Below are 18,077 nucleotides of genomic sequence, written 5' to 3' on the forward strand. Positions count from 1 at the left end.
TATTAGTATATCGGGGAAATGCGCCGAAACTTTACATCCAAACTAACAATTCACTAGGTTTTTCATCCTATCGCTACAATAGAAATTCTTGATTGCTCAGCAGACAGGCACCGATAGAGTTTATGACAGATACAAGCACAAGCATCAACGCCATAAAAATGACGACAATAAACCGCCTAGCAACATAACAAGCGAACAAATCCTATTTAAGATCAAGTCGCTATTAAATAGCATTCATGCAATGAATGGATAATTACAACTAAAAACAACAACATAGATTAAATATATTGTTGGCACGCTCCACAGCAAGCTCAGTCGCAAACTGAAAAACCTAGTAAACAATAAATTTTTCACTTTTACAGTTCTGAGCAATTTTTCGAGTTGAAACTATTTTGCCGATCCTTCATTTCACTGCGGAGCTCTGCTATCAAACTGGCAACGGCGCTGCTTTTAGTAAGGGACGCTGTCGACACACCGATAACCAAAAGCTCAACACTTCCAGACGAAGGCTCCGTAATCTTGATAGTGAGGGAGCCATCGGGATTCTGAGTGCATAAGCAGGAGAGTGGCAGGAATCCACACTCAATCATCTTCCTGAGCCCTAGATCCATCATCATTACACTCATTCTGAATGACGGGAGATTGCAATTATTGCCTATAAAATAAAAAATTCAAGGCCCCATAGGATTTATTTTATTAAAAATTCTTAGCTCGTAATTTCAAATCACAACCACCTGTTCATTATAAAAAGCCCCCTTCAATATAGAAAATTAAGCGACCAACATCACTGACTAAGAGGGTTGGCATATGAGATTTTGCGCACACACAAAGGCTATAACTGTATACAGCTATTATACCTGCCCGCACAGACGTCACAGCGAGCTGTGTATAGGTAAATTTTCAATCTATAGAAGAGTCCTTGCATGCAACGCTTTTCATAGCTGAGACAACACGCGCCCGCCCACTCTCCTTAGCTTCATAAAGTCGCTTGTCCGCTTCGTTTATTAGCCCATTCAATTCAAGATCTCCCATCGGCGTTACTGTTGCGACGCCTAGTGAAATAGTTACAACACAGTCTAAATCCGAGGCGACATGGTCGATACGCAGGGCACGCACGTGTGCCAGCATCCTCTCTGCTATCTCAAATGCACCCATATGATCGGTCTTTGGCAAAACACAGGCAAACTCTTCACCACCATATCGAGCGACCAGATCATAAGGACGCTTAACGCACTCAGACAAAGCCTGGGCAATTGATATAAGGCAACTATCGCCCGCTTGATGACCGTAATGGTCGTTATAGCGTTTAAAAAAATCTACATCCACTAATATAAGCGACAGCGGTTTTTGCTCTCGAAAGCACTGCCGCCAATCTGCTGAAATTTCTTGATCAAACTTACGACGATTCGCGACGCCTGTTAGTCCATCCATGAGCGCCATTGACCTCAACAAATCGTTCTGTAGCTTCAACGTGAGATGTGTTCTGACACGCGCTTTAACAATCGTTGGATTAACTGGTTTGCTAATGAAATCCACAGCACCAAGCTCAAAACCCTGAATTTCGTCAGCCTCTTGCTGATTACCAGTGATAAAAATTATAGGAATATTCTGTGTTTCAGGATTAGCTTTTAGACGTCGACATACTTCATGACCGTCTATGCCATCCATAACCACATCTAGCAAAATCAAATCTGGAGCTTGGTCTTGACACATCTCAATTGCTTGCTGGCCGCTAGTAGCCATAAAAACATCACAATTTTCACGAAACAACTCATGAAGTATCCGTATGTTAGTCGCCTGATCGTCAACCAAAAGTAGCTTTGGTCGGGCGAATGAATGAGGCAGCCAGGTTTCCATTAATTCCCCCATTTAAAAAGACTCCAACAAATCTTGGCCCATTGGTATTGCAGCACGAAAATCTAGAGATTCTACTTTTAGGCAGAAATCATTGAATCTTTCACGTAGTAAATCTGGAGTCTTTGGAGCTAAGTCGGCTACTAAGTCCAGAGCATCAAGATTCCCGGCTTGCAACAAGATCAAAATCTCTTCCAGACAACCTTTCCACTGCATCAATTCAATTCTCTCAATGTTGCTAGTGGTACTTGAAGGATAGGCAAAGCCAAAGTCCAGATTCATTTGTTGAATACTTTTGGTCAGCAGCACTTCAAGTTCTGAAATCCATGTTATATCCGAAAGCAAGCTTGCCTTGGCTATTTCGTCTCCATGTTTTATTTGTTGCTCTAGACTGCCTGCATACGCAGACAGTGATGTCGCCCCCATACTGCCGCTACTTCCTTTGATGGTATGAAGTACGAGCGCCGCATTTGGAGTGTCATGGCGTAGAATATCATGCCGCAATCGCACAAGCTGCTTTTCCAATTCAGGGCCAAAACTACTCAGTACCTTTTGGATCAAATCAAGATTGCCTCCAAATCGATTTATAATTGTATTTTTGTTTTCAACAACGTCTCGAACTTCACCTATCTTATTAGGGCTCTGAAGAATTGGCTTGACTCTACCACTTACTTGAAACAGCAATGTAGCGACGAGATGCTCCAAATCGATAGGTTTGCCCACATGCTCATTCATGCCCGCTGCCATACATGCTTCTCGATCACTAATTGAGGCATTCGCGGTCATTGCTACAATCGGAAGTTCTAGAAACTCCTCATGAGATCGAATACGACGTGTTGCTTCCAGCCCATCAATATCAGGCATCTGAATATCCATTAATACTATATCGAACGAAACTCGCTCATCCACAACCTTTTTCACTCCCTCCAATCCACCCTCAGCAAGCGTCACGTGAGCTCCCTCACTTGTGAGTAACTCATCTGCGACCTGTCGATTGAACGCATTATCCTCGACTACCAAGAGCCTCAAGCCACTGAGACGTTTAGGCCTATCAAGATTAGTGGTTGTATAAGCGGTGGGAAAACTATTTCCCCCACTGAAGGCTTGATTTACAGCATCTGCCAACTGCTTAGGAGTAATGGGCTTCGTTAAAAAACCAACAAAAGGAGCATCCCCATCTTTATTTGCATCGGCTAATACTTCACGGCCATATGCAGTGATCATAATTATCATGGGCGGAGGCAGACCATTAGACGACTGCTGGATCATTTGTGCGGCACTCAACCCGTCCATGACGGGCATACGCCAGTCCATCAATACCACGTTGTAAGGTTCGCCTAAAGCTTGGGCACCTAAAACACTTTCGACCGCTTGAGCGCCACTACTCACTTCATCTGCTTTCCAGCCCAACGCACGTACAGTTCTGACTAACAGCTCGCTAGCCGTTGCATTATCGTCGACCACTAGCACCCGTATATGCTCATCGACTCCAGGACAAAAAGATCTCAGGAGAGACTTGTCGGCAATATCTAATGTGATATCAAACCAGAAGCGACTTCCAATACCCTCCTGGCTCTCGACTTGAAGGTCACCTCCCATAAGGCTGACCAACCGCTTACATATCACAAGCCCCAGGCCCGTACCACCAAAGCGCCGAGAAGTTGAAGCTTCTGCTTGTGTGAATCCCTCAAAAATCTTCAATAGCTGCTGCGAATTAATACCGATACCAGTATCAGATACTGCAACGCGGACAGTTACATTTGCGTCCGTATGTAGGATCTGGTGAATGCTAACTACAACCTGACCTTCCGAAGTAAATTTTAGTGCATTACCTGCTAAATTAATAAGCACTTGTTGTAGCCGTAGACTATCGCCGACCAGATCATTTGGGAGATTAGAGTCTATATCGAATATGACCTCAACCTCTTTCTGCCCTTGGTTACCGGCCAACACTACCGCAAGATCACACATTAAAGTTTCAAGCTGGAACGGATGCGGATCCAGTTGGAGTTTACCCACCTCAATCTTTGAGTAATCTAGAATATCATTAAGCAAGCTAAGAAGCGATTTTGCTGCGGTTTGGGCCTTAGTGACGTAATCAAGCTGGCGGCCATTCAGCTCCGTGTTCTGTACTAGCTGTAACATACCCAACACGGCGTTCATTGGTGTCCGTATTTCATGACTCATGTTGGCCAGGAATGCTGACTTAGCTGCACTCGCTAAATCTGCTTGCTCTTTTGCATAAAGTAAACGCGACTCCAGCTCTCGCTGTGAAGTTATGTCCTTATTGATGCCGGTAACACATAACGCTATACCTGAAGAATCGCGCTCAATCTGCGCGCCTGCATGAATGAAGCGGATCTGGCCATCAGGACGGACGACACGAAAAACTGTATCGTATATACCTGTCCCATCGACAGCAGCGTTAAGCCTTGCAGCAGCATCTACGACATCATCGGGATGAACACGCGAATACCAGTGGGTGTAATTCAAACCGCTATTACGCAATGACATGGGTTGACCATAAAGCTCGAACATCCTGTCGTTCCACTGCAAAGCATTATCCGCTAATGTCCAAGACCAGATACCAAGCTCTGCTACGCCAGCGGCCAACACCAATTGCTCATGCATCGCCATTATTTCGCTTCGCTGCCTCTCGGTCGTTTCCAGGCTAGCAGCCAGCTCTTTTTCTGCAGCTTTACGCTCAGTGATATCCACCGCGATACCCAAGTAACCGCTTAGTTCACCATCGTCATCACGCATTGATGTTACGACCAGTGTGACGGGAAAACTCGTACCGTCTTTGCGAACATATGTCCACTCCCGCGTTTCTGCTCCTTCATTATTAGGCTTTTGAGTAAATACGTAGAACCCTTCCACGGTTTGAGAATACTCTTGACTCAGTTCAATGCCGCGCGCATCGACTTCATCCGTGTCATGAAAAATTATAGGGGTGCATTTATCTATCAACTCGCCAGCTGTATAGCCAAGCATCTGCTCAGCACCATCATTGAATACGCGAATAACACCATCCATGTCTGTCGCAATAATTGAAACCTCAGTAGCAGAACGTAGAACGCTTCCGAGCAAAACATTGAGACTTCGTAATTCGTGAGTTCGCAGCGCCACTTGCTCTTCCAAGCTCGAGTTAAGCTCAAGGATACGTGCCTCTGCCTGCTTTTTCGCAGAAATATCCCTTACGGCCTTAGAGGCGCCAATGACGCGACCATCATCGCCATAAATAGGTGAAACACTTATGGAAACATCAACAAGGCGCCGATTTTTATCGAAACGTTTGGTATCAAAACTTTCTACTCGCTCACCGCGCCTTATACGGGAAAGTAGATCAATCTCCTCCGCCTTTAGCTCTGGCGGGACAATCATATTTGCCAATGATTGGCCTATGACCTCTTCGGACGTATAAATAAATAAACGTTCTGCCGCCTTATTCCAAGTTGTCACCACACCTTCGAGCGTTTTTCCGATAATAGCCTCAGCCGAGCTTTCAAGAATCGTTGCCAGCCTCGCTTGCTCTGATATCACTTGCCTTCGACGATCACGACTGACACTCATGACACCTATCAAAGTCGCCACAAGAAATGTAAGTAAAAAACCCAACAACAAAACAAAAGCCGGTGAAACTTGATTTAACCGATCTAGATACAAAGAGTTTACAGCTAGCTCGATTTTCCATTGCCTGCCGAACACCTCGCGGTAAACTTGATGGGACATAAGCGATGCGTCGCTAGCAGAGCTCGTGCTTTCATAGAAAAGTTGTTCTTGGCCTGGTACAGTCACATCTCGCAACCTTAGATGTACCCCACTATTTTCTATGCCAAGACTGTTAAGTACCTGTTCGGTCTGTAGCACAGCATAGCTCCATCCGAAAGCCGCTTTTTCTCTTTCGGCCTGAGTCACAGGAGTAATACCATCGCGATAAATCGGCATCATTAGCAAGAACGATTGCTGCGGTTTACCAATGGCCTGTACAAGCGTAATGGGCCCGGTGAGTCGCGCCATGCCGCTTTGCATAGATGATTCAGCAGCCTCCCTCCTTGCTGATTCAGACGCTATATCTAAGCCAATTGCCGCACGATTTTCTTCAAGCGGTTCAACATACTGTATTATGTAGCGCTCACCGGTATGAGCCGCGAGCTGTCGTATTGAAAAATCAGCAGCGCCATCGGCCCGAGCAGATTTTAGAAATTCACTTTCATCATGCTGTGGCACACGTCTAATGAAGCCCATGGCTCTCGCCCCGGGAAACTCCGAAGCGAGGTCGCGGGTATTTTGATACCTTTTAAAAAGCTCACGACTGATACCATGCTCGCCAGCAGTAATTACGGCGCCGCGAGCTCCTCTCAAACCATATTGGTAAAGTTTAAGTCGCTCTAAAACCAGACCTGCCACCTGTTCAGTTGTCGCTACAACCGAATCTTCAGCCTCTCGCTCATTGACGCTATAGACGATCAAGCTCGAAACAAAGCTCGCACCTACACCGAGAAACAGGGTGAGAACAACTCCCCAGCTCAATGTTGCTTTTTTTGTTTTAATCAATCGCGAGCCCTCAGCATTAAATTTATAATAGGCCAAACCACAATATGAAAACACCCATTTTAACTGACATATTTACTTGCGCCCTCACCATCAAAAACTATACCGCTGGCTAAATACTTTAACAATTTATCGTATGGTATAGGATGACAGTATAGATAGCCTTGCATGATCCGGCAGCCTTTTTGAAAAAGCGCTTCCTCCTGCGCTTGGGACTCTACTCCCTCAGCAACCAATTCGAGATTTAGTGCTATACCGAGTTGAATGATCGCTTCAATAATTGCCGAGTCGCTTTTATCCGCAAGCATGCACCTAACAAAGCTTTGATCAATCTTTAAAATATCAATTGGAAAGCGCTTTAGATAAGCAAGGCTTGAATAGCCAGTACCGAAGTCATCAATAGAAATACGCACCCCTAATGCCTTGATTTTAAAAAGTGTCTTTCTGATTCCATTAGCATCCTGCGCTAGTACACCTTCGGTTAATTCCAATTCCAAATACTTTCCTTCGAGTCCGGACTCAAGTAAAGCCAGTTCAACCATCGAAAAGAATGACTCTTCAAGAAATTGCACCAAAGAAATATTCACACTTACAGAAATATCATAACCTTGTGTACGCAGCCTCTCCACATCTTTGCAAGCCTGTAACAAAACATACTTCCCTATTGGGATTATCAGCCCTGTTTCCTCAGCCAAAGGAATGAACTCATTCGGCGAAATAAGCGCTCCATCACTATTGCGCCATCGTATTAGCGCTTCCAATCCGACTATTCGCTTTTCCTGTATATTTATTTTTGGTTGGTAATAAATTTCAAAAACTCGCTTCTCCAAAGCATCTCGAATATGACGCTCAAGTAAATGTTTGGCGCGGATATCGCTCTGACTACGCGATGAGTAATAACAATACCGATTACGACCTGCCAGTTTTGCTTGATATTTTGCTGAATCAGCGTGCTGATAAAGGGATTCAGCATCCGTGCTGTCATCAGGATAAATACTTATTCCTATGCTTACAGATAGATCATGGCGCAGGCCTTTTATTGAAAGAGGATTCGAAATATGTTGGATCAACTTTTCTGCGTACGAATCCACTTCTTCAACAGTCAATACTTCCGGTAGCAAAAGTACGAACTCGTCGCCTCCCACTCTGCTCAGGGTATCCTGCATCGGCATAGCTTGACTTAGGCGTGATGCGACAACTTGCAAAACCAAGTCACCAGCAGAGTACCCAAACACGTCGTTTATAAATTTAAAATTATCAAGATTAAGTAGGAGTAATGCAACTCGCGAACACTTCAGATTCGCACTTTCCAAAGCCTGATCAATATGCCGCATCAAAAAATTTCTGTTGCCTAACCCTGTCAATGCGTCGTGACTAGATATTCTTTTAGCTTCATTACGCAATCCTATGTGCGCTTTAATACGCGCCCTAGCTATAGGAATATTTATCGGCTTCTCAATAAAGTCTACACCGCCGCACTCTAACGCAAGTAACTCTTCATCTTTTTGTGTGTGAGCGCTTACAAAGATAATGGCCATATCAGACAAATCTGGATCGGCCTTTAAAACTTTGCAGACATCAAAACCATTCATCCCTGGCATTTCTATGTCAAGCAACACTAAATCAGGCTTGCACTGCCGTGCAATTTCTAGAGCATCTTCTCCTCTTTGAGCGATAAATATCTCAGCTAAACCTCCTACTGCTGCACTTAGCGTGCGCAGATCAAAGACCTGATCATCTACAATCAAAACTACTGATTTTGACATGGGCGTTAAACTCTGCATTCCGTCGCTCCGTATAAGCCCTGAATTACCTAAATTAAACCAGCCAATCTTTTAAGTCTTTGAATGCTCGCCTCGGATTCGCCATTGCCGATAGCGTCAGCTAGGCGCATGACCACCTGTTCGCGACGTACTTGCATGGCTGGCAAGGCATAGATAGCACCAATCAACTCGCGCAAACTCTTTGGAATTCCCAGCCGAGCTTTCAAATAATTTGCAAACGGTGCAGAGAAATCACGTATCGCGTGAGACAGCGTTTCTTCACTTGTAGCGTTCCCCATGCTCTCCCACTTTTGTATTTGGTAAATCACACAGAGCTCTCCCATACGGTGCAAAAGAGCCGCAGTGCATAAAGGGGCTGGATCCAGGCCGCATTGCTCAGCAATCAGCAAGACTCTTTGCGCTAATTTATCGGCAGCATCAAGATGGGCTTGTAATAACGATGTAAGCATTCCCTCAGGCTGAGCCTCCTTCTGCTGTAAGGCTTGGCTAGACACCAAATTCAAGCTTGTAAGGGATCCTAAGCGAGCTAGCGCTGAGTTCAGAGTGGTACATATCTGACCTTGTCCAAGATAAGCGGGGCTATTGGCCGCTGCTATCAAATAGGCAGTTATGGCCGGGTCATTCTGCCAATTTTCAGCGAGCTCGCTTAGATTCGGTAGGCACTCACCGCTACCTAATTTAAGCGTCTCTTCTACGGACGTGAACAAAGGTAAATCCAACTCAGCTGGCGACAACCGATTGAGATAGTGAATCAGATCTTCCGAAATGATAACGGGCTCTCTTACCTTCTCATCCGGCGGTAGAAGCGACTCCAAGCATTGCACAAGTCGAGGTATTTGAAATGGCTTGGTGAAAAATGCGCTGATACCTAGCGGCTTTGCCACCAGTACGCTGTCCCTGTCTGCGCGTGCGGTGATAATTATCAGGGGCGTGTGTTGATCGTTTTGACGAATAATCCTGAGCATTTCCACGCCGGGGACATCAGGGAGGTTCCAGTCAGCCATAACTAAATGATAGTCATTCTGGTGCCAAGCAGCTAAAGCGCTAGAAACATCAGAAAAGCACTCGACCTGCGCAACGGGGCGAACACTTAGCACCACCTGTTTTAAAAGGTCAGCTATCCAAGGGTCATCATCCAAAATCATCACACGCATACGGTGTCCCTCACCGGACAGTCAGACAGATAGCTTAAAGACTAAGGGCAGATTATCAGTTACCGACTTAAATTGTAGTCGCCGATGCAGAGCTTATTAATTTTAGAGTCAAATACCTTAAAACTATCAAGCCGAAAAACCCAATAATAAAAATCTATTTAAAGTACAGCTCACTAATTTGCAATTACTTATTATTAAGAAATAGGTGCTTCCAGAGGACACGCTGGAGCAGCCAACCTAGTAGAATTCGTCGAGCTGATTACCGCCCCCTTTGAGATGCTATATGAACTCTGATTTAACTGAAGAAGAAATGCGTCGTGCTCTATTCGGTACGCCTCAGCCCGAAGAACAGGTGCCTGCTCCTCTAGTAACGGAGCCTGTGGAAGAAGTTGTGCTCGCGAAATCGGTGGTCGCTCCCACAGTCAATAAGAAAGCGGCGAAAGCATTTAGGCCCAGGCTGAGGGTCACGTTACGCGTTGGGAACGAATTTGAAGGGAAAATGACCGAGTTGATTCACGAAGCCGATACGTTGAGCTCGTTGCTTGCTGAGCAGGAGGCTGTGAAGGCTGCTAGGAAGAAGTACAAGTACGTGGACGTGGTATCGGTTAAATCGATGTAAACGACGCAACTGAGATCATCAGGTAAAAAGTCGTGCGCTTAGGAAGTTATCTTATCTCTCACGAGCAAGCTCCTATTCGCTCTGCTCTCTATCTGCATCAACTCGGTGGCGTTGTCGACGAACAGCCCGTCACTTGTGGGTAAGTCTGGCAAACCAGCATAATTTTGTTTTTGGGCTCAAAGCCATGATCAGTCATGCAGCGTTGCACTTCCGCAGTGCGCCCGATGCTGGCGACGTCCAGATTCGACCCAAGTGGTTTCGCATAGCCGCACGCATACATCACTGGCAGAGCTTCACTATCATTGGCTACCTCGAATTCGAAATGGCGTGATGCTCCCGCTTTACGCCATGAGACCTGCATACGTTCATCCCGACCAGAATTAGGCTTGATTGGGTGAAATGCTTCATCTTCTACAAACGGCAACGCTTCGAGCTGCGACAAACTAAGCGGACGACCCTGCTTTTTTTCGACGCAGGCTGGCATATTCTCCATTATTTCACAGTATTCAAAGCCGTCCTTACGGGTAAAACCGAGGCGCTGCATACATTGAAAGTGAATTATCTGTTCGTTTATTGGGAAATGGTTTTGTGGCCCTGCCACAGGGTCGCCGCATTCCGCCATTGCAGCTCTTACACCATCTACAGAGGTCGAAGTACGCTCCCAACGGGTGAATTCCGGTGATGGGGGGCAGCCTGTGAGTAAAAGTACCGATGAGATCAAGACTGGGATGGTAATGATCTGAGATTTTCTGAACATATTTTGTCCTTAATTTATGTCAGGCCACACTAATGGTGTCCAACTCTTTTGGGGGGTCAACTGAGATCACATCCCACCTAACTAAACGACACCTGGCAGAAGCTTTGCTGCGAGACGCGACGTTAGATAGCTCGCATCCAATCTAGGGTACTACGGAAAACGGGAAACTCTTGGTCAATGACCGCCGGCTGCCAGTTCCGGATATTGTCTTCTTGAGCAATGATGGCTGCCTCTCCCTTCTCCTCGATATTCAATGCGTCCTCAATGCAGCCCATTGGCCAGACCCAGGTTGCAAAGCCCTTCATTGCCTCGTGCGCAGCATTCGCAAGCGCATGGCCGTCAGCATTTTTCGCAAAGGCAGCCCAACAGTCAGATGCTGAGCCGGTTTTTGAATTCTGAGGCAATCCGTTTCCACCGATCAGAAACCCTTCAGTTTGGCCGACCACTCGGAGCACAGACCTGACTTTGTCCATCTCTTCGCATTCCTTCGGTAGCCAAGGCCCCCTGGCATGAGTGAATGCAAAATCTAAATCTGCGATCACGCCGCATTTGATACCCATTGCTGTGAGGACAGAAAAACCTTTGGGAATCGAAGTACAACTACCGAGAGCAACAAAGCAGATCCGTTCGAGCTCAGGCCTGACGCCGTAGAGCTTTTCGTAGATTAGTGGTAGCAGCCTCTGATCAGTCTTGCCCTCGCAGAGAATTACCTTTTCAGCGAAATATATCTCAGCGATATTTCCGAGCTCAAAAAGGGTTCGGGATTGTGCTTGTGCCCCTGCCATAGCTTGCGCAACCGCCGCGCCCATCGGAATGCGAACCTCCGAACCATTCTCCCGAGATCTGCGCACTATCACCGTCTCAGGCGCGTTATCCCTGCTTACCATCAAGGGCGAATGGGTTGTGAACACGACTTGGTAGCCGGATTTCGAAAGCACATGTAGTGCTTCTCTAAGGCCTCTGACGCCTTGAGGGTGGAGGAAAATCTCAGGTTCATCAATCAGTAGGAGACGACGGGCAAGGTCTTGATCGCGTGTTTTACGGATGTCGGCCAGAAGCCGGATCAAGGCCATTTGTATCGCACGCTGCGCACCGCTACCTAAAGTGTCGAAACGCCTGGTTTGACCGGATATCTCGTCGGTCACGTTTAGATCACCGCTCTTGAAAAACTCTTTAACGTCGATAGACGGTACATCTAGGTTTAACGATAACCCAGGGAAGAAGCTTGAGAGGGCATTAGTGGCGCTGGTATCGAACTCAGCCAGCAGAGGGGATCTGTTCTCACCGTCAGCCCCCAATATATTCCTCACCGCTGCGAGTGCATCCTGTACTTCTTGGTGGGCAGTGAGGATAGGAGCCATGATTTCATCCAGCAACCCACGAATTGTGCTGCCAGCTTTGCCTTTGCCTAAGTCTTCCTGGACATCGTCCATTGCGCGGATATGCAACGCTTCGGGTAACAATGCCGAAATGGCTTGAGGCAGCCCTGTCGGATAGGAACGCCAAGAAGAAGGGAGACCTTGCTCATCTAGATCAGCATTTTCCCAGACCTCCGTGGTCGGCTTTGTCGAGCCTGAAGCCGAAATCCTTATCCAAAGGTCACCGTTGATGCAATAGGGGGTAATCGCGGCTTGATGTTTGGCTTCAGGGATTTGTGCAATCAGCTCAGCTGTAATTCCTGACACGCAGGCGCTGATGATGACTGGCTGCTTGGGGTCATTAGCGTCTGTTTTCGCAAATGCCTTTGGCGCTAACACCAATCTGATCGCGTCGAGGATGGTAGATTTCCCCGCGTTGTTTTGACCGACCAGTGGGGTGAAATCACCCAGTGGCAAAAACACCTGCTTGCACGAGCGGAAGTTTCTGATGTGTATTTTGCTTAAGGAGTGCATGGCCGGAATTCCCTGTCTACGATGGGCATGGATCCTCAGCGTAGCTGGAAAGTGGCGCTGCGCACTGTCCTCCACTAGCATCATGGTTTTTGCAGACATGCGCAGCTTGTTTTGTAGTGGTGGAGAGGTCAGAGGGAGTTTGAATGACCAGCGTTTGCGCCGCCCACCACCTGGTCAGTCTTAGAATTCGTGTTCAATATAGTCGAAGTAGTTCGCTCCCAGCTCGTACTCCAGAGAACCGTATACCGCTAGGAGGTCTGCTCTTACCTTACCCAAAGCGAGTAGCGGAAGCTCCGCAGACGGGTAAACAATCCCGGACGCAACAGAGATCACTTCGCCCGCTTTAGAGTCACTATAAACATGTAACCTCCGAACGTTTTGGTTCTCGGCAACCATTAGAGCCGCAGGCCTACTGCAATACGTGAGGGGATAGATGGTGCTGCCCTTTCGAGACCCGCAAATAGTCACGAAGCGAACTTCGCCCATTACCCTTCTGAAACGTCGCCAATACATAGCGCGAGTTTTCCGTCGTCATCACCCAGAATCGTCCCTCACGTTCGACTTTCAAAACATCAGAAGTCCTGATCAGGTGGCCATCACCAAACCGCCCATACTGGTCTTTTCGCTTGTGGCCAAAAACCACGCCAATGCCAGCGCGCGCCCTGATGGATACTCCGCAAAGGTAAGCGGTCACCGGCACATCAAAGCCTTGCTCTTGGGCTTTAATGATTCGTTTGAGATCGAAATCTGTATGGCGTTTGCCGTGGAAATTTACATCAATTGTGTCGAGCATCTTTGTGCTCCAATGGGCAGTCCGTAAGGCGTTATCAGGAGTTGCACATGCAACCAAGCGCGCTGATATCGTGTGGGATTCTTGGTAAATTTCAGGCTGATCGAATCATGCTTGAGAGAAAGACGGGCCTAAGGTTGGCGAGCGCTTCAATCTGGAAGTCTCGCTGGTGTGAGGTGTGATACACCGCCCCCTTAGCCACTTCCAGCAAGCAAACCTCAGAACCAGACCTGTCCTCACCTACGGTTACTCTGGTTAACCGCTCCATCTTCCAGCCTCCGGACTTATTCATCCAAGATGGCGTCACAGCCATGATCTCGGTGATAGCTAAATCCCCACCTTGGCTTACCAACATTTTTTGAAGCTGGTGGGTGTCGTCAATCATCACAGCGCACTCGCTGAATCGACCGTCGTTTTCGACACAGAGGGTGAGGTGATACCAAGGAGTTCGGAGCAGCCTTGAGACTCCGCGCCAATGGGACACGCCCTCCCCGAAAATTCCTGGGACGCCTATCAGGTCGTTGTCTAAGGTTCTGAACATGTGTCGCCTCAAACTGCTGGAGCACGTCAGTTGCCCAGCAGAACCGTGGGAAATCAGAAAAGGGAAAATATCGCTTCGATAGAAGCAGACTTACGATGGCCTGGGCCGAGCAAGACGTAGACCGTGTTGCGTGTTTCGAATAGGTAGCCTTCTTTGAAAGCGGTGCCCATGCTTGAGCGCACCCAATGACCTGGCTCGAAACGGCGCTGCTCATCGTCGACAACTTTGTGGGCAAACATGAAGATTGGTTGGCAGCCTGCGGCGGCTACTTTGGCTCGCTCGTCGTCGGTAACGATGGCGTCTAGGACTGTCCACTCCTCGACGATGCATAAGGGCAACCACTTATACCGTCGCCGAGCCTCAACAAGCACCTCTTCCAGAGACAGCTCAGAGCCAACCAGGGCAATCCCTTCTTCGCCCAAAAGCCCATCTTCAAGCTCTCTGTTCATCCAGTGCTTCCTCGACAATAATTTCCCATAAATTGACGATCAGAGCCGATCACCGCCACCACCATAACTATAGCTCTTTGCGTGGCGGCAGGCAAACGCGGCATACCGTTCGATTTTGGGGAACTTGCGATGTCGCTGCGTTATTCCTTTGCAGCATCTCTTCAGTTGCTACGGACTCGTAAAGGGCTTTCCCAAGAGAACCTCGCCGACATTGAGGGCTCGGTTTCTCAACCCTATGTGAGCAAGTTGGAACTAGGGAAGAGTGCCGTCTCCCTCGACTCGAGCTATCAGCTCGCTGCCGCGTTGAAGGTGGAGCCAATTACCCTATTAGCTCTAGCAGTAGCATCTCACGACCACAGAACAACGCGAGAAACGCTTCTGGCGGCTATTGCCGAACTTGAGGCTTTGGAACTGGCTGATGTGAACCTGGCGACAGAGCCAGAGCCGTCAACCCCACCCGGGGTGGACAGCGCAAGAAAGAAATTGGATGCAGTGCAGGATTTGAAGAAGAGAGGCTTCACCCAAGCTAAAGCGGCGAAGGAATTGGGCATACCTGAGAGCACTCTGCGTAGGCTTTGGCACCAAGGCGCTATCCGCTGATGGTGACGTCACCAGTATCGGAGCCTTTGCAGCAACAGCTCTGGAAGCATTGGCCTGACGCGTATTGCTTTCGGCTAGGGTGAGGTGGCGTAAGGCATCCAGCCGAGGAGTGTTACGGCAACGCCCCCACGATCACAGACAATTCGTGTCCTGCCTAACCCTCAACATCTACCGAGGCCACGTACTAATTGACACGAATTTCGCAGTCAACGGTAGTGACGACCAAGGGCGATGGAGGCGCAAGGGGTTTAGGATTGAAGCAAGGAGAGTGGAGATAGGCCTAAGGCCATGAAGGGGAGAAATTGAGTAGGATGTGTCCCCTGCAGGAATCGAACCTGCATCTAGCCCTTAGGAGGGGCCCGTTCTATCCGTTGAACTAAGAGGACTCTACAGGGATATCTTGGTTGCTTTCATCCTAAGATTCAAGCGAATTACTGTAAAAACAACGCGTTAGACCTTGAGCAATTTGCGATGTAGCGATAAGTCCGCGCATGTCCTCGTACAGATCTATCGGATCTGGCAACTCCTTATCAACACGCCCCCTCCAATAGGAGTCTGGTGAGTAGCCCAGATAAGAACCTGCAACCTTCCCCTTAGGAGGGGGATGCTCTATCCAATTGAGCTACTGAGACACTGAGTTGTCACGGCCGGATGCGGCGCGACGGACGGCGAGCATGTTAACGGCCAGCCCTCTATTTGTCATGTCGTCCGTGGGCTTTTTAAGTGTAGGCAGGCGCCCTGCAACCTTGCGGGATGAATTACCGTGCAATTTGCACTGCCGCAAAAAGCCATCATTGCAGAATGCAACCTGAGCCTGCTGAAAAACCCTTCCAAATGCTTGTTTTTAAAGGACTTAACAGCGGTTAGACTGTTGGCACGACGGCTGCTTTGTCTGTTCACATAACAGAACAAACGGAGTCCGCCCCATGAACAGCACTCTCCTGCTTGCAAACGCAATCGCTCTCGCGGTTTTGGTTGGCTTTCATTTTGTTCCCGAGAGTGCTGAACCGGTGGCTCAGCGTATGCCGCATTACTTGCAGGTGCAGAAAGCGCCGCAGTGGGCGGTGTTGAGCGATCAGAGCGACTTCGCGGCGCAGGCAGTCAATGAGCCTGAGCCAGCACTGCCGACGCGCGACACCGAACGTCTGGTTTTTTGAAATATCTTCAGGAGTACAGCATGTCCAAATCAGCCGCAGGATTTCTGATCCTCGCCTTATTGAGTGGCGTCGTGCATTTTTCGCTGTTCGAGGAAACCGAAATCACCCTGCCCCTGGTTGGCTGCGGCGTGTTTGCGGTGTTGTTCGCACTGGCACTGGTCGCCGGACGCAGGATCAAGTTCGATCCGGTGTTGCGTTGAGCCGGATCAAGTCCAGTAATTGATTGACGGCATCCACCAGAGCACCTGAATTGTCGATCAGATGAACAGGCAGATCGCTGGTTCGCCGGTCCTTGAATAACGCGTTACGCGCAAGCCGCGCATCGATCTGCTCAAAGGTCTCTCGACCGCGTCGCACCAGGCGCTCGCGCAATACTTCATCCTTCACCGTCAGCAGCACCGGAATCAGCGTCGGATAGTGTGTCAGCGCGTCACGCAGGTTGGCGCGCGAGCCATTCACCAGCACATGACGACCGGCGCGCAACCATTCGTCCATTTCTATCGGGATGCCATACGCGAGGCCGTTGGCGTGCCAGGCGAGGGCAAAATCGCCATCACGCTGGCGCTGCTCGAACTCTTGCGGCGTGACGCCGACGGCGTCTTCACCCACCGACTCCGCTGATCGGGTAATCACCCGGCGAATGATTTCGCAATTCATCGCCCGTAGCGGCTCACGCGCCGCTTCGATCAGGCTGTCCTTGCCCGATCCGGAAGGCCCCATCAGATAAATAAGCCTGCCATCCATCCTGAAAACACCCTCCGGAACGTGTCTGCCCCTAGTAAATCGGCAAATTGCCACTATCCTGTACAGGTAAGGAAACAAGGATAGAAAGCCGCATAGCATGCACGTTCTGAAGCCTTCGGGCATCAATTGATGTGCATCAGGAAGCGGCCATTGATGCGGGCCAAGGCAAAGTTTTCCAACCAGTCCGCATTTCTGATAATTGGTGCTGGCATTACGCCTTTACCCAGCTCAATATTTGTCACAGAATTGACGCCAATGATCTGGCAATTTTGAGGCATGATGCGGGCCTCTTAACAATTCAGGTTGAACCATTTGGCGCGGATGCTTGTCCTACCACACATCCTGCGGCCAATTCCGAGAACCGCTCCCCTGAACTAACCGGTTAAATATATGCGCCCATTGAAACAGGCAATTTATTCCAGCCGTACGGCTGACAAGTTCGTCGTACGTCTGCCAGACGGGATGCGTGAACGCATTGCCGAGGTGGCTCGCAATCATCATCGCAGCATGAACTCCGAAATCATTGCACGCCTTGAGCAGAGTCTTATTCAGGAAGGTGCACTGGGCGAAGAGCTGAGCATGCGCCTGGACAGCCCGGAGCTTTCGCTGCACGAGCGTGAACTGCTGCAACGCTTCCGTCAGCTGTCTCACCGTCAACAGAACGCTCTGGTGTCGCTGATCGCTCACGACGCCGAGATGGCCGCAGACGCGTCCTGAGCCATACCGAACATCTCAAGCCAGCATAAGTGCTGGCTTTTTTTTGCCTGCGATTTGACGGGTTAGCCGTCTGACATACATTCGTGATGAGAGGATTTATCCCCGATGGACTGCGAAGCGGCCCCAAAAAGAGGGACTGCTGCGCATTCCATCGGGGATAAATCCCCTCACCACAGGTTACTAATCACCCATCAACAGGCACAAAAAAAGCCCGCCATTTTGGCGGGCCTTTTCTTTGCAGACGGTTAGAGCAGGAAGATTGTCGCCAGCCCCAGGAAGATGAAGAAGCCACCACTGTCGGTCATGGCGGTGATCATCACACTCGCGCCCATCGCCGGATCGCGCCCCATCTTCGCCAGGGTCATCGGAATCAGCACCCCCATCAGCGCCGCGAGCAACAGGTTGAGCGTCATCGCAGCGGTCATCACCACCCCCAACGACCAACTGCCGTAGAGCAGATAGGCA

18 protein-coding genes and 1 tRNA gene are annotated in these 18,077 nt (G+C 48.8%); 5 read left to right on the forward strand and 14 right to left on the reverse strand.

All coding sequences use genetic code 11. The features are described 5' to 3' along the window. Positions 1 to 356: 356 nt before the first annotated feature. The 5 genes from DBR24_RS26920 to DBR24_RS26940 form a co-directional block, all read right to left on the reverse strand. Entirely contained in the window at positions 357 to 626 is a 270-nt protein-coding gene (locus DBR24_RS26920) for a DUF1652 domain-containing protein (protein ID WP_371921368.1), read from the reverse strand. A 274-nt stretch (positions 627 to 900) separates the two neighbouring features. Next, positions 901 to 1,857 carry a diguanylate cyclase domain-containing protein gene (locus DBR24_RS26925; protein WP_256591881.1) on the reverse strand — a complete coding sequence of 319 codons (957 nt, stop codon included), beginning with the start codon at positions 1,855 to 1,857 and terminating at the stop codon, positions 901 to 903. A 12-nt stretch (positions 1,858 to 1,869) separates the two neighbouring features. Continuing rightward, complete coding sequence (locus tag DBR24_RS26930) at positions 1,870 to 6,408, reverse strand: CHASE domain-containing protein (RefSeq protein WP_371921369.1); 4,539 nt, start codon at positions 6,406 to 6,408, stop codon at positions 1,870 to 1,872. 62 nt (positions 6,409 to 6,470) lie between these two features. Next, on the reverse strand, positions 6,471 to 8,192 hold the full coding sequence (locus tag DBR24_RS26935) for a bifunctional diguanylate cyclase/phosphodiesterase (protein ID WP_128616232.1): 1,722 nt from the start codon (positions 8,190 to 8,192) through the stop codon (positions 6,471 to 6,473). A 29-nt stretch (positions 8,193 to 8,221) separates the two neighbouring features. Further along, the gene (locus DBR24_RS26940; protein ID WP_128616233.1) at positions 8,222 to 9,346 is read right to left on the reverse strand and encodes a response regulator; all 1,125 of its coding nucleotides are present in this window, start codon (positions 9,344 to 9,346) and stop codon (positions 8,222 to 8,224) included. Between the two features lie 283 nt (positions 9,347 to 9,629). On the opposite strand from DBR24_RS26940, the gene DBR24_RS26945 reads away from it, so the two are divergent. Further along, positions 9,630 to 9,965 (forward strand): hypothetical protein, encoded by a 336-nt coding sequence (locus DBR24_RS26945; RefSeq protein ID WP_128616234.1) that lies wholly within the window; start codon positions 9,630 to 9,632, stop codon positions 9,963 to 9,965. Positions 9,966 to 10,062: 97 nt separating this feature from the next. Here the strand turns inward: DBR24_RS26945 and DBR24_RS26950 are convergent, their stop codons facing one another. From DBR24_RS26950 to DBR24_RS26975, 5 genes are all read right to left on the reverse strand, one after another. Then, a complete protein-coding gene (locus tag DBR24_RS26950; RefSeq protein WP_128616235.1) occupies positions 10,063 to 10,722 on the reverse strand; it encodes a hypothetical protein in 660 nt (219 codons plus the stop codon). Between the two features lie 122 nt (positions 10,723 to 10,844). Then, complete coding sequence (locus tag DBR24_RS26955) at positions 10,845 to 12,713, reverse strand: ATP-dependent endonuclease (protein WP_256591884.1); 1,869 nt, start codon at positions 12,711 to 12,713, stop codon at positions 10,845 to 10,847. Between the two features lie 310 nt (positions 12,714 to 13,023). Further along, entirely contained in the window at positions 13,024 to 13,407 is a 384-nt protein-coding gene (locus DBR24_RS26965; protein WP_128616237.1) for a hypothetical protein, read from the reverse strand. Between the two features lie 91 nt (positions 13,408 to 13,498). After that, positions 13,499 to 13,945, reverse strand: coding sequence for a hypothetical protein (locus DBR24_RS26970; protein WP_128616238.1), 447 nt, complete (start codon positions 13,943 to 13,945; stop codon positions 13,499 to 13,501). A 53-nt stretch (positions 13,946 to 13,998) separates the two neighbouring features. Then, on the reverse strand, positions 13,999 to 14,394 hold the full coding sequence (locus DBR24_RS26975; protein ID WP_128616239.1) for a hypothetical protein: 396 nt from the start codon (positions 14,392 to 14,394) through the stop codon (positions 13,999 to 14,001). A gap of 129 nt (positions 14,395 to 14,523) precedes the next feature. Here DBR24_RS26975 and DBR24_RS26980 point away from each other — a divergent pair, with 129 nt between their 5' ends. Then, a complete protein-coding gene (locus DBR24_RS26980; protein ID WP_128616240.1) occupies positions 14,524 to 14,994 on the forward strand; it encodes a helix-turn-helix domain-containing protein in 471 nt (156 codons plus the stop codon). Between the two features lie 314 nt (positions 14,995 to 15,308). Here DBR24_RS26980 and DBR24_RS26985 read toward each other — a convergent pair. Continuing rightward, a tRNA-Arg gene (locus DBR24_RS26985) sits at positions 15,309 to 15,380 on the reverse strand. 540 nt (positions 15,381 to 15,920) lie between these two features. Here DBR24_RS26985 and DBR24_RS26990 point away from each other — a divergent pair. Then, complete coding sequence (locus tag DBR24_RS26990; protein ID WP_128616241.1) at positions 15,921 to 16,151, forward strand: hypothetical protein; 231 nt, start codon at positions 15,921 to 15,923, stop codon at positions 16,149 to 16,151. Between the two features lie 20 nt (positions 16,152 to 16,171). Then, positions 16,172 to 16,351 carry a PA3371 family protein gene (locus DBR24_RS26995; RefSeq protein ID WP_123466986.1) on the forward strand — a complete coding sequence of 60 codons (180 nt, stop codon included), beginning with the start codon at positions 16,172 to 16,174 and terminating at the stop codon, positions 16,349 to 16,351. Here DBR24_RS26995 and phnN read toward each other — a convergent pair. Both phnN and DBR24_RS31150 read right to left on the reverse strand, forming a co-directional pair. Then, entirely contained in the window at positions 16,326 to 16,895 is a 570-nt protein-coding gene (gene phnN / locus DBR24_RS27000) for a phosphonate metabolism protein/1,5-bisphosphokinase (PRPP-forming) PhnN (protein ID WP_128616242.1), read from the reverse strand. The two genes, DBR24_RS26995 and phnN, sit on opposite strands and share 26 nt — an antisense overlap. 122 nt (positions 16,896 to 17,017) lie before the next feature. Next, complete coding sequence (locus tag DBR24_RS31150) at positions 17,018 to 17,173, reverse strand: hypothetical protein (RefSeq protein WP_177490689.1); 156 nt, start codon at positions 17,171 to 17,173, stop codon at positions 17,018 to 17,020. A 112-nt stretch (positions 17,174 to 17,285) separates the two neighbouring features. On the opposite strand from DBR24_RS31150, the gene DBR24_RS27005 reads away from it, so the two are divergent. After that, positions 17,286 to 17,612 carry an Arc family DNA-binding protein gene (locus tag DBR24_RS27005; protein WP_003178899.1) on the forward strand — a complete coding sequence of 109 codons (327 nt, stop codon included), beginning with the start codon at positions 17,286 to 17,288 and terminating at the stop codon, positions 17,610 to 17,612. Positions 17,613 to 17,857: 245 nt separating this feature from the next. On the opposite strand, the gene DBR24_RS27010 is transcribed toward DBR24_RS27005, so the two are convergent. After that, positions 17,858 to 18,077 (reverse strand): magnesium transporter (locus DBR24_RS27010; protein WP_146189129.1); only part of this gene is annotated, 220 nt, incomplete at its 5' end.

Source organism: Pseudomonas sp. HMWF006, assembly GCF_003061205.1.
Lineage (GTDB): Bacteria > Pseudomonadota > Gammaproteobacteria > Pseudomonadales > Pseudomonadaceae > Aquipseudomonas > Aquipseudomonas monsensis.

What these genes read in the sequence shown, in the direction of transcription:
- DBR24_RS26920 (WP_371921368.1), bottom strand. Translation starts at nt 626, where the DNA reads ATGAGTGTAATGATGATGGATCTAGGGCTCAGGAAGATGATTGAGTGT.
- DBR24_RS26925 (WP_256591881.1), bottom strand. Translation starts at nt 1,857, where the DNA reads ATGGAAACCTGGCTGCCTCATTCATTCGCCCGACCAAAGCTACTTTTG.
- DBR24_RS26935 (WP_128616232.1), bottom strand. Translation starts at nt 8,192, where the DNA reads ATGCAGAGTTTAACGCCCATGTCAAAATCAGTAGTTTTGATTGTAGAT.
- DBR24_RS26940 (WP_128616233.1), bottom strand. Translation starts at nt 9,346, where the DNA reads ATGCGTGTGATGATTTTGGATGATGACCCTTGGATAGCTGACCTTTTA.
- DBR24_RS26945 (WP_128616234.1), top strand. Translation starts at nt 9,630, where the DNA reads ATGAACTCTGATTTAACTGAAGAAGAAATGCGTCGTGCTCTATTCGGT.
- DBR24_RS26950 (WP_128616235.1), bottom strand. Translation starts at nt 10,722, where the DNA reads ATGTTCAGAAAATCTCAGATCATTACCATCCCAGTCTTGATCTCATCG.
- DBR24_RS26955 (WP_256591884.1), bottom strand. Translation starts at nt 12,713, where the DNA reads ATGTCTGCAAAAACCATGATGCTAGTGGAGGACAGTGCGCAGCGCCAC.
- DBR24_RS26965 (WP_128616237.1), bottom strand. Translation starts at nt 13,407, where the DNA reads ATGCTCGACACAATTGATGTAAATTTCCACGGCAAACGCCATACAGAT.
- DBR24_RS26970 (WP_128616238.1), bottom strand. Translation starts at nt 13,945, where the DNA reads ATGTTCAGAACCTTAGACAACGACCTGATAGGCGTCCCAGGAATTTTC.
- DBR24_RS26975 (WP_128616239.1), bottom strand. Translation starts at nt 14,394, where the DNA reads ATGAACAGAGAGCTTGAAGATGGGCTTTTGGGCGAAGAAGGGATTGCC.
- DBR24_RS26980 (WP_128616240.1), top strand. Translation starts at nt 14,524, where the DNA reads ATGTCGCTGCGTTATTCCTTTGCAGCATCTCTTCAGTTGCTACGGACT.
- DBR24_RS26990 (WP_128616241.1), top strand. Translation starts at nt 15,921, where the DNA reads ATGAACAGCACTCTCCTGCTTGCAAACGCAATCGCTCTCGCGGTTTTG.
- DBR24_RS26995 (WP_123466986.1), top strand. Translation starts at nt 16,172, where the DNA reads ATGTCCAAATCAGCCGCAGGATTTCTGATCCTCGCCTTATTGAGTGGC.
- phnN (WP_128616242.1), bottom strand. Translation starts at nt 16,895, where the DNA reads ATGGATGGCAGGCTTATTTATCTGATGGGGCCTTCCGGATCGGGCAAG.
- DBR24_RS31150 (WP_177490689.1), bottom strand. Translation starts at nt 17,173, where the DNA reads ATGCCTCAAAATTGCCAGATCATTGGCGTCAATTCTGTGACAAATATT.
- DBR24_RS27005 (WP_003178899.1), top strand. Translation starts at nt 17,286, where the DNA reads ATGCGCCCATTGAAACAGGCAATTTATTCCAGCCGTACGGCTGACAAG.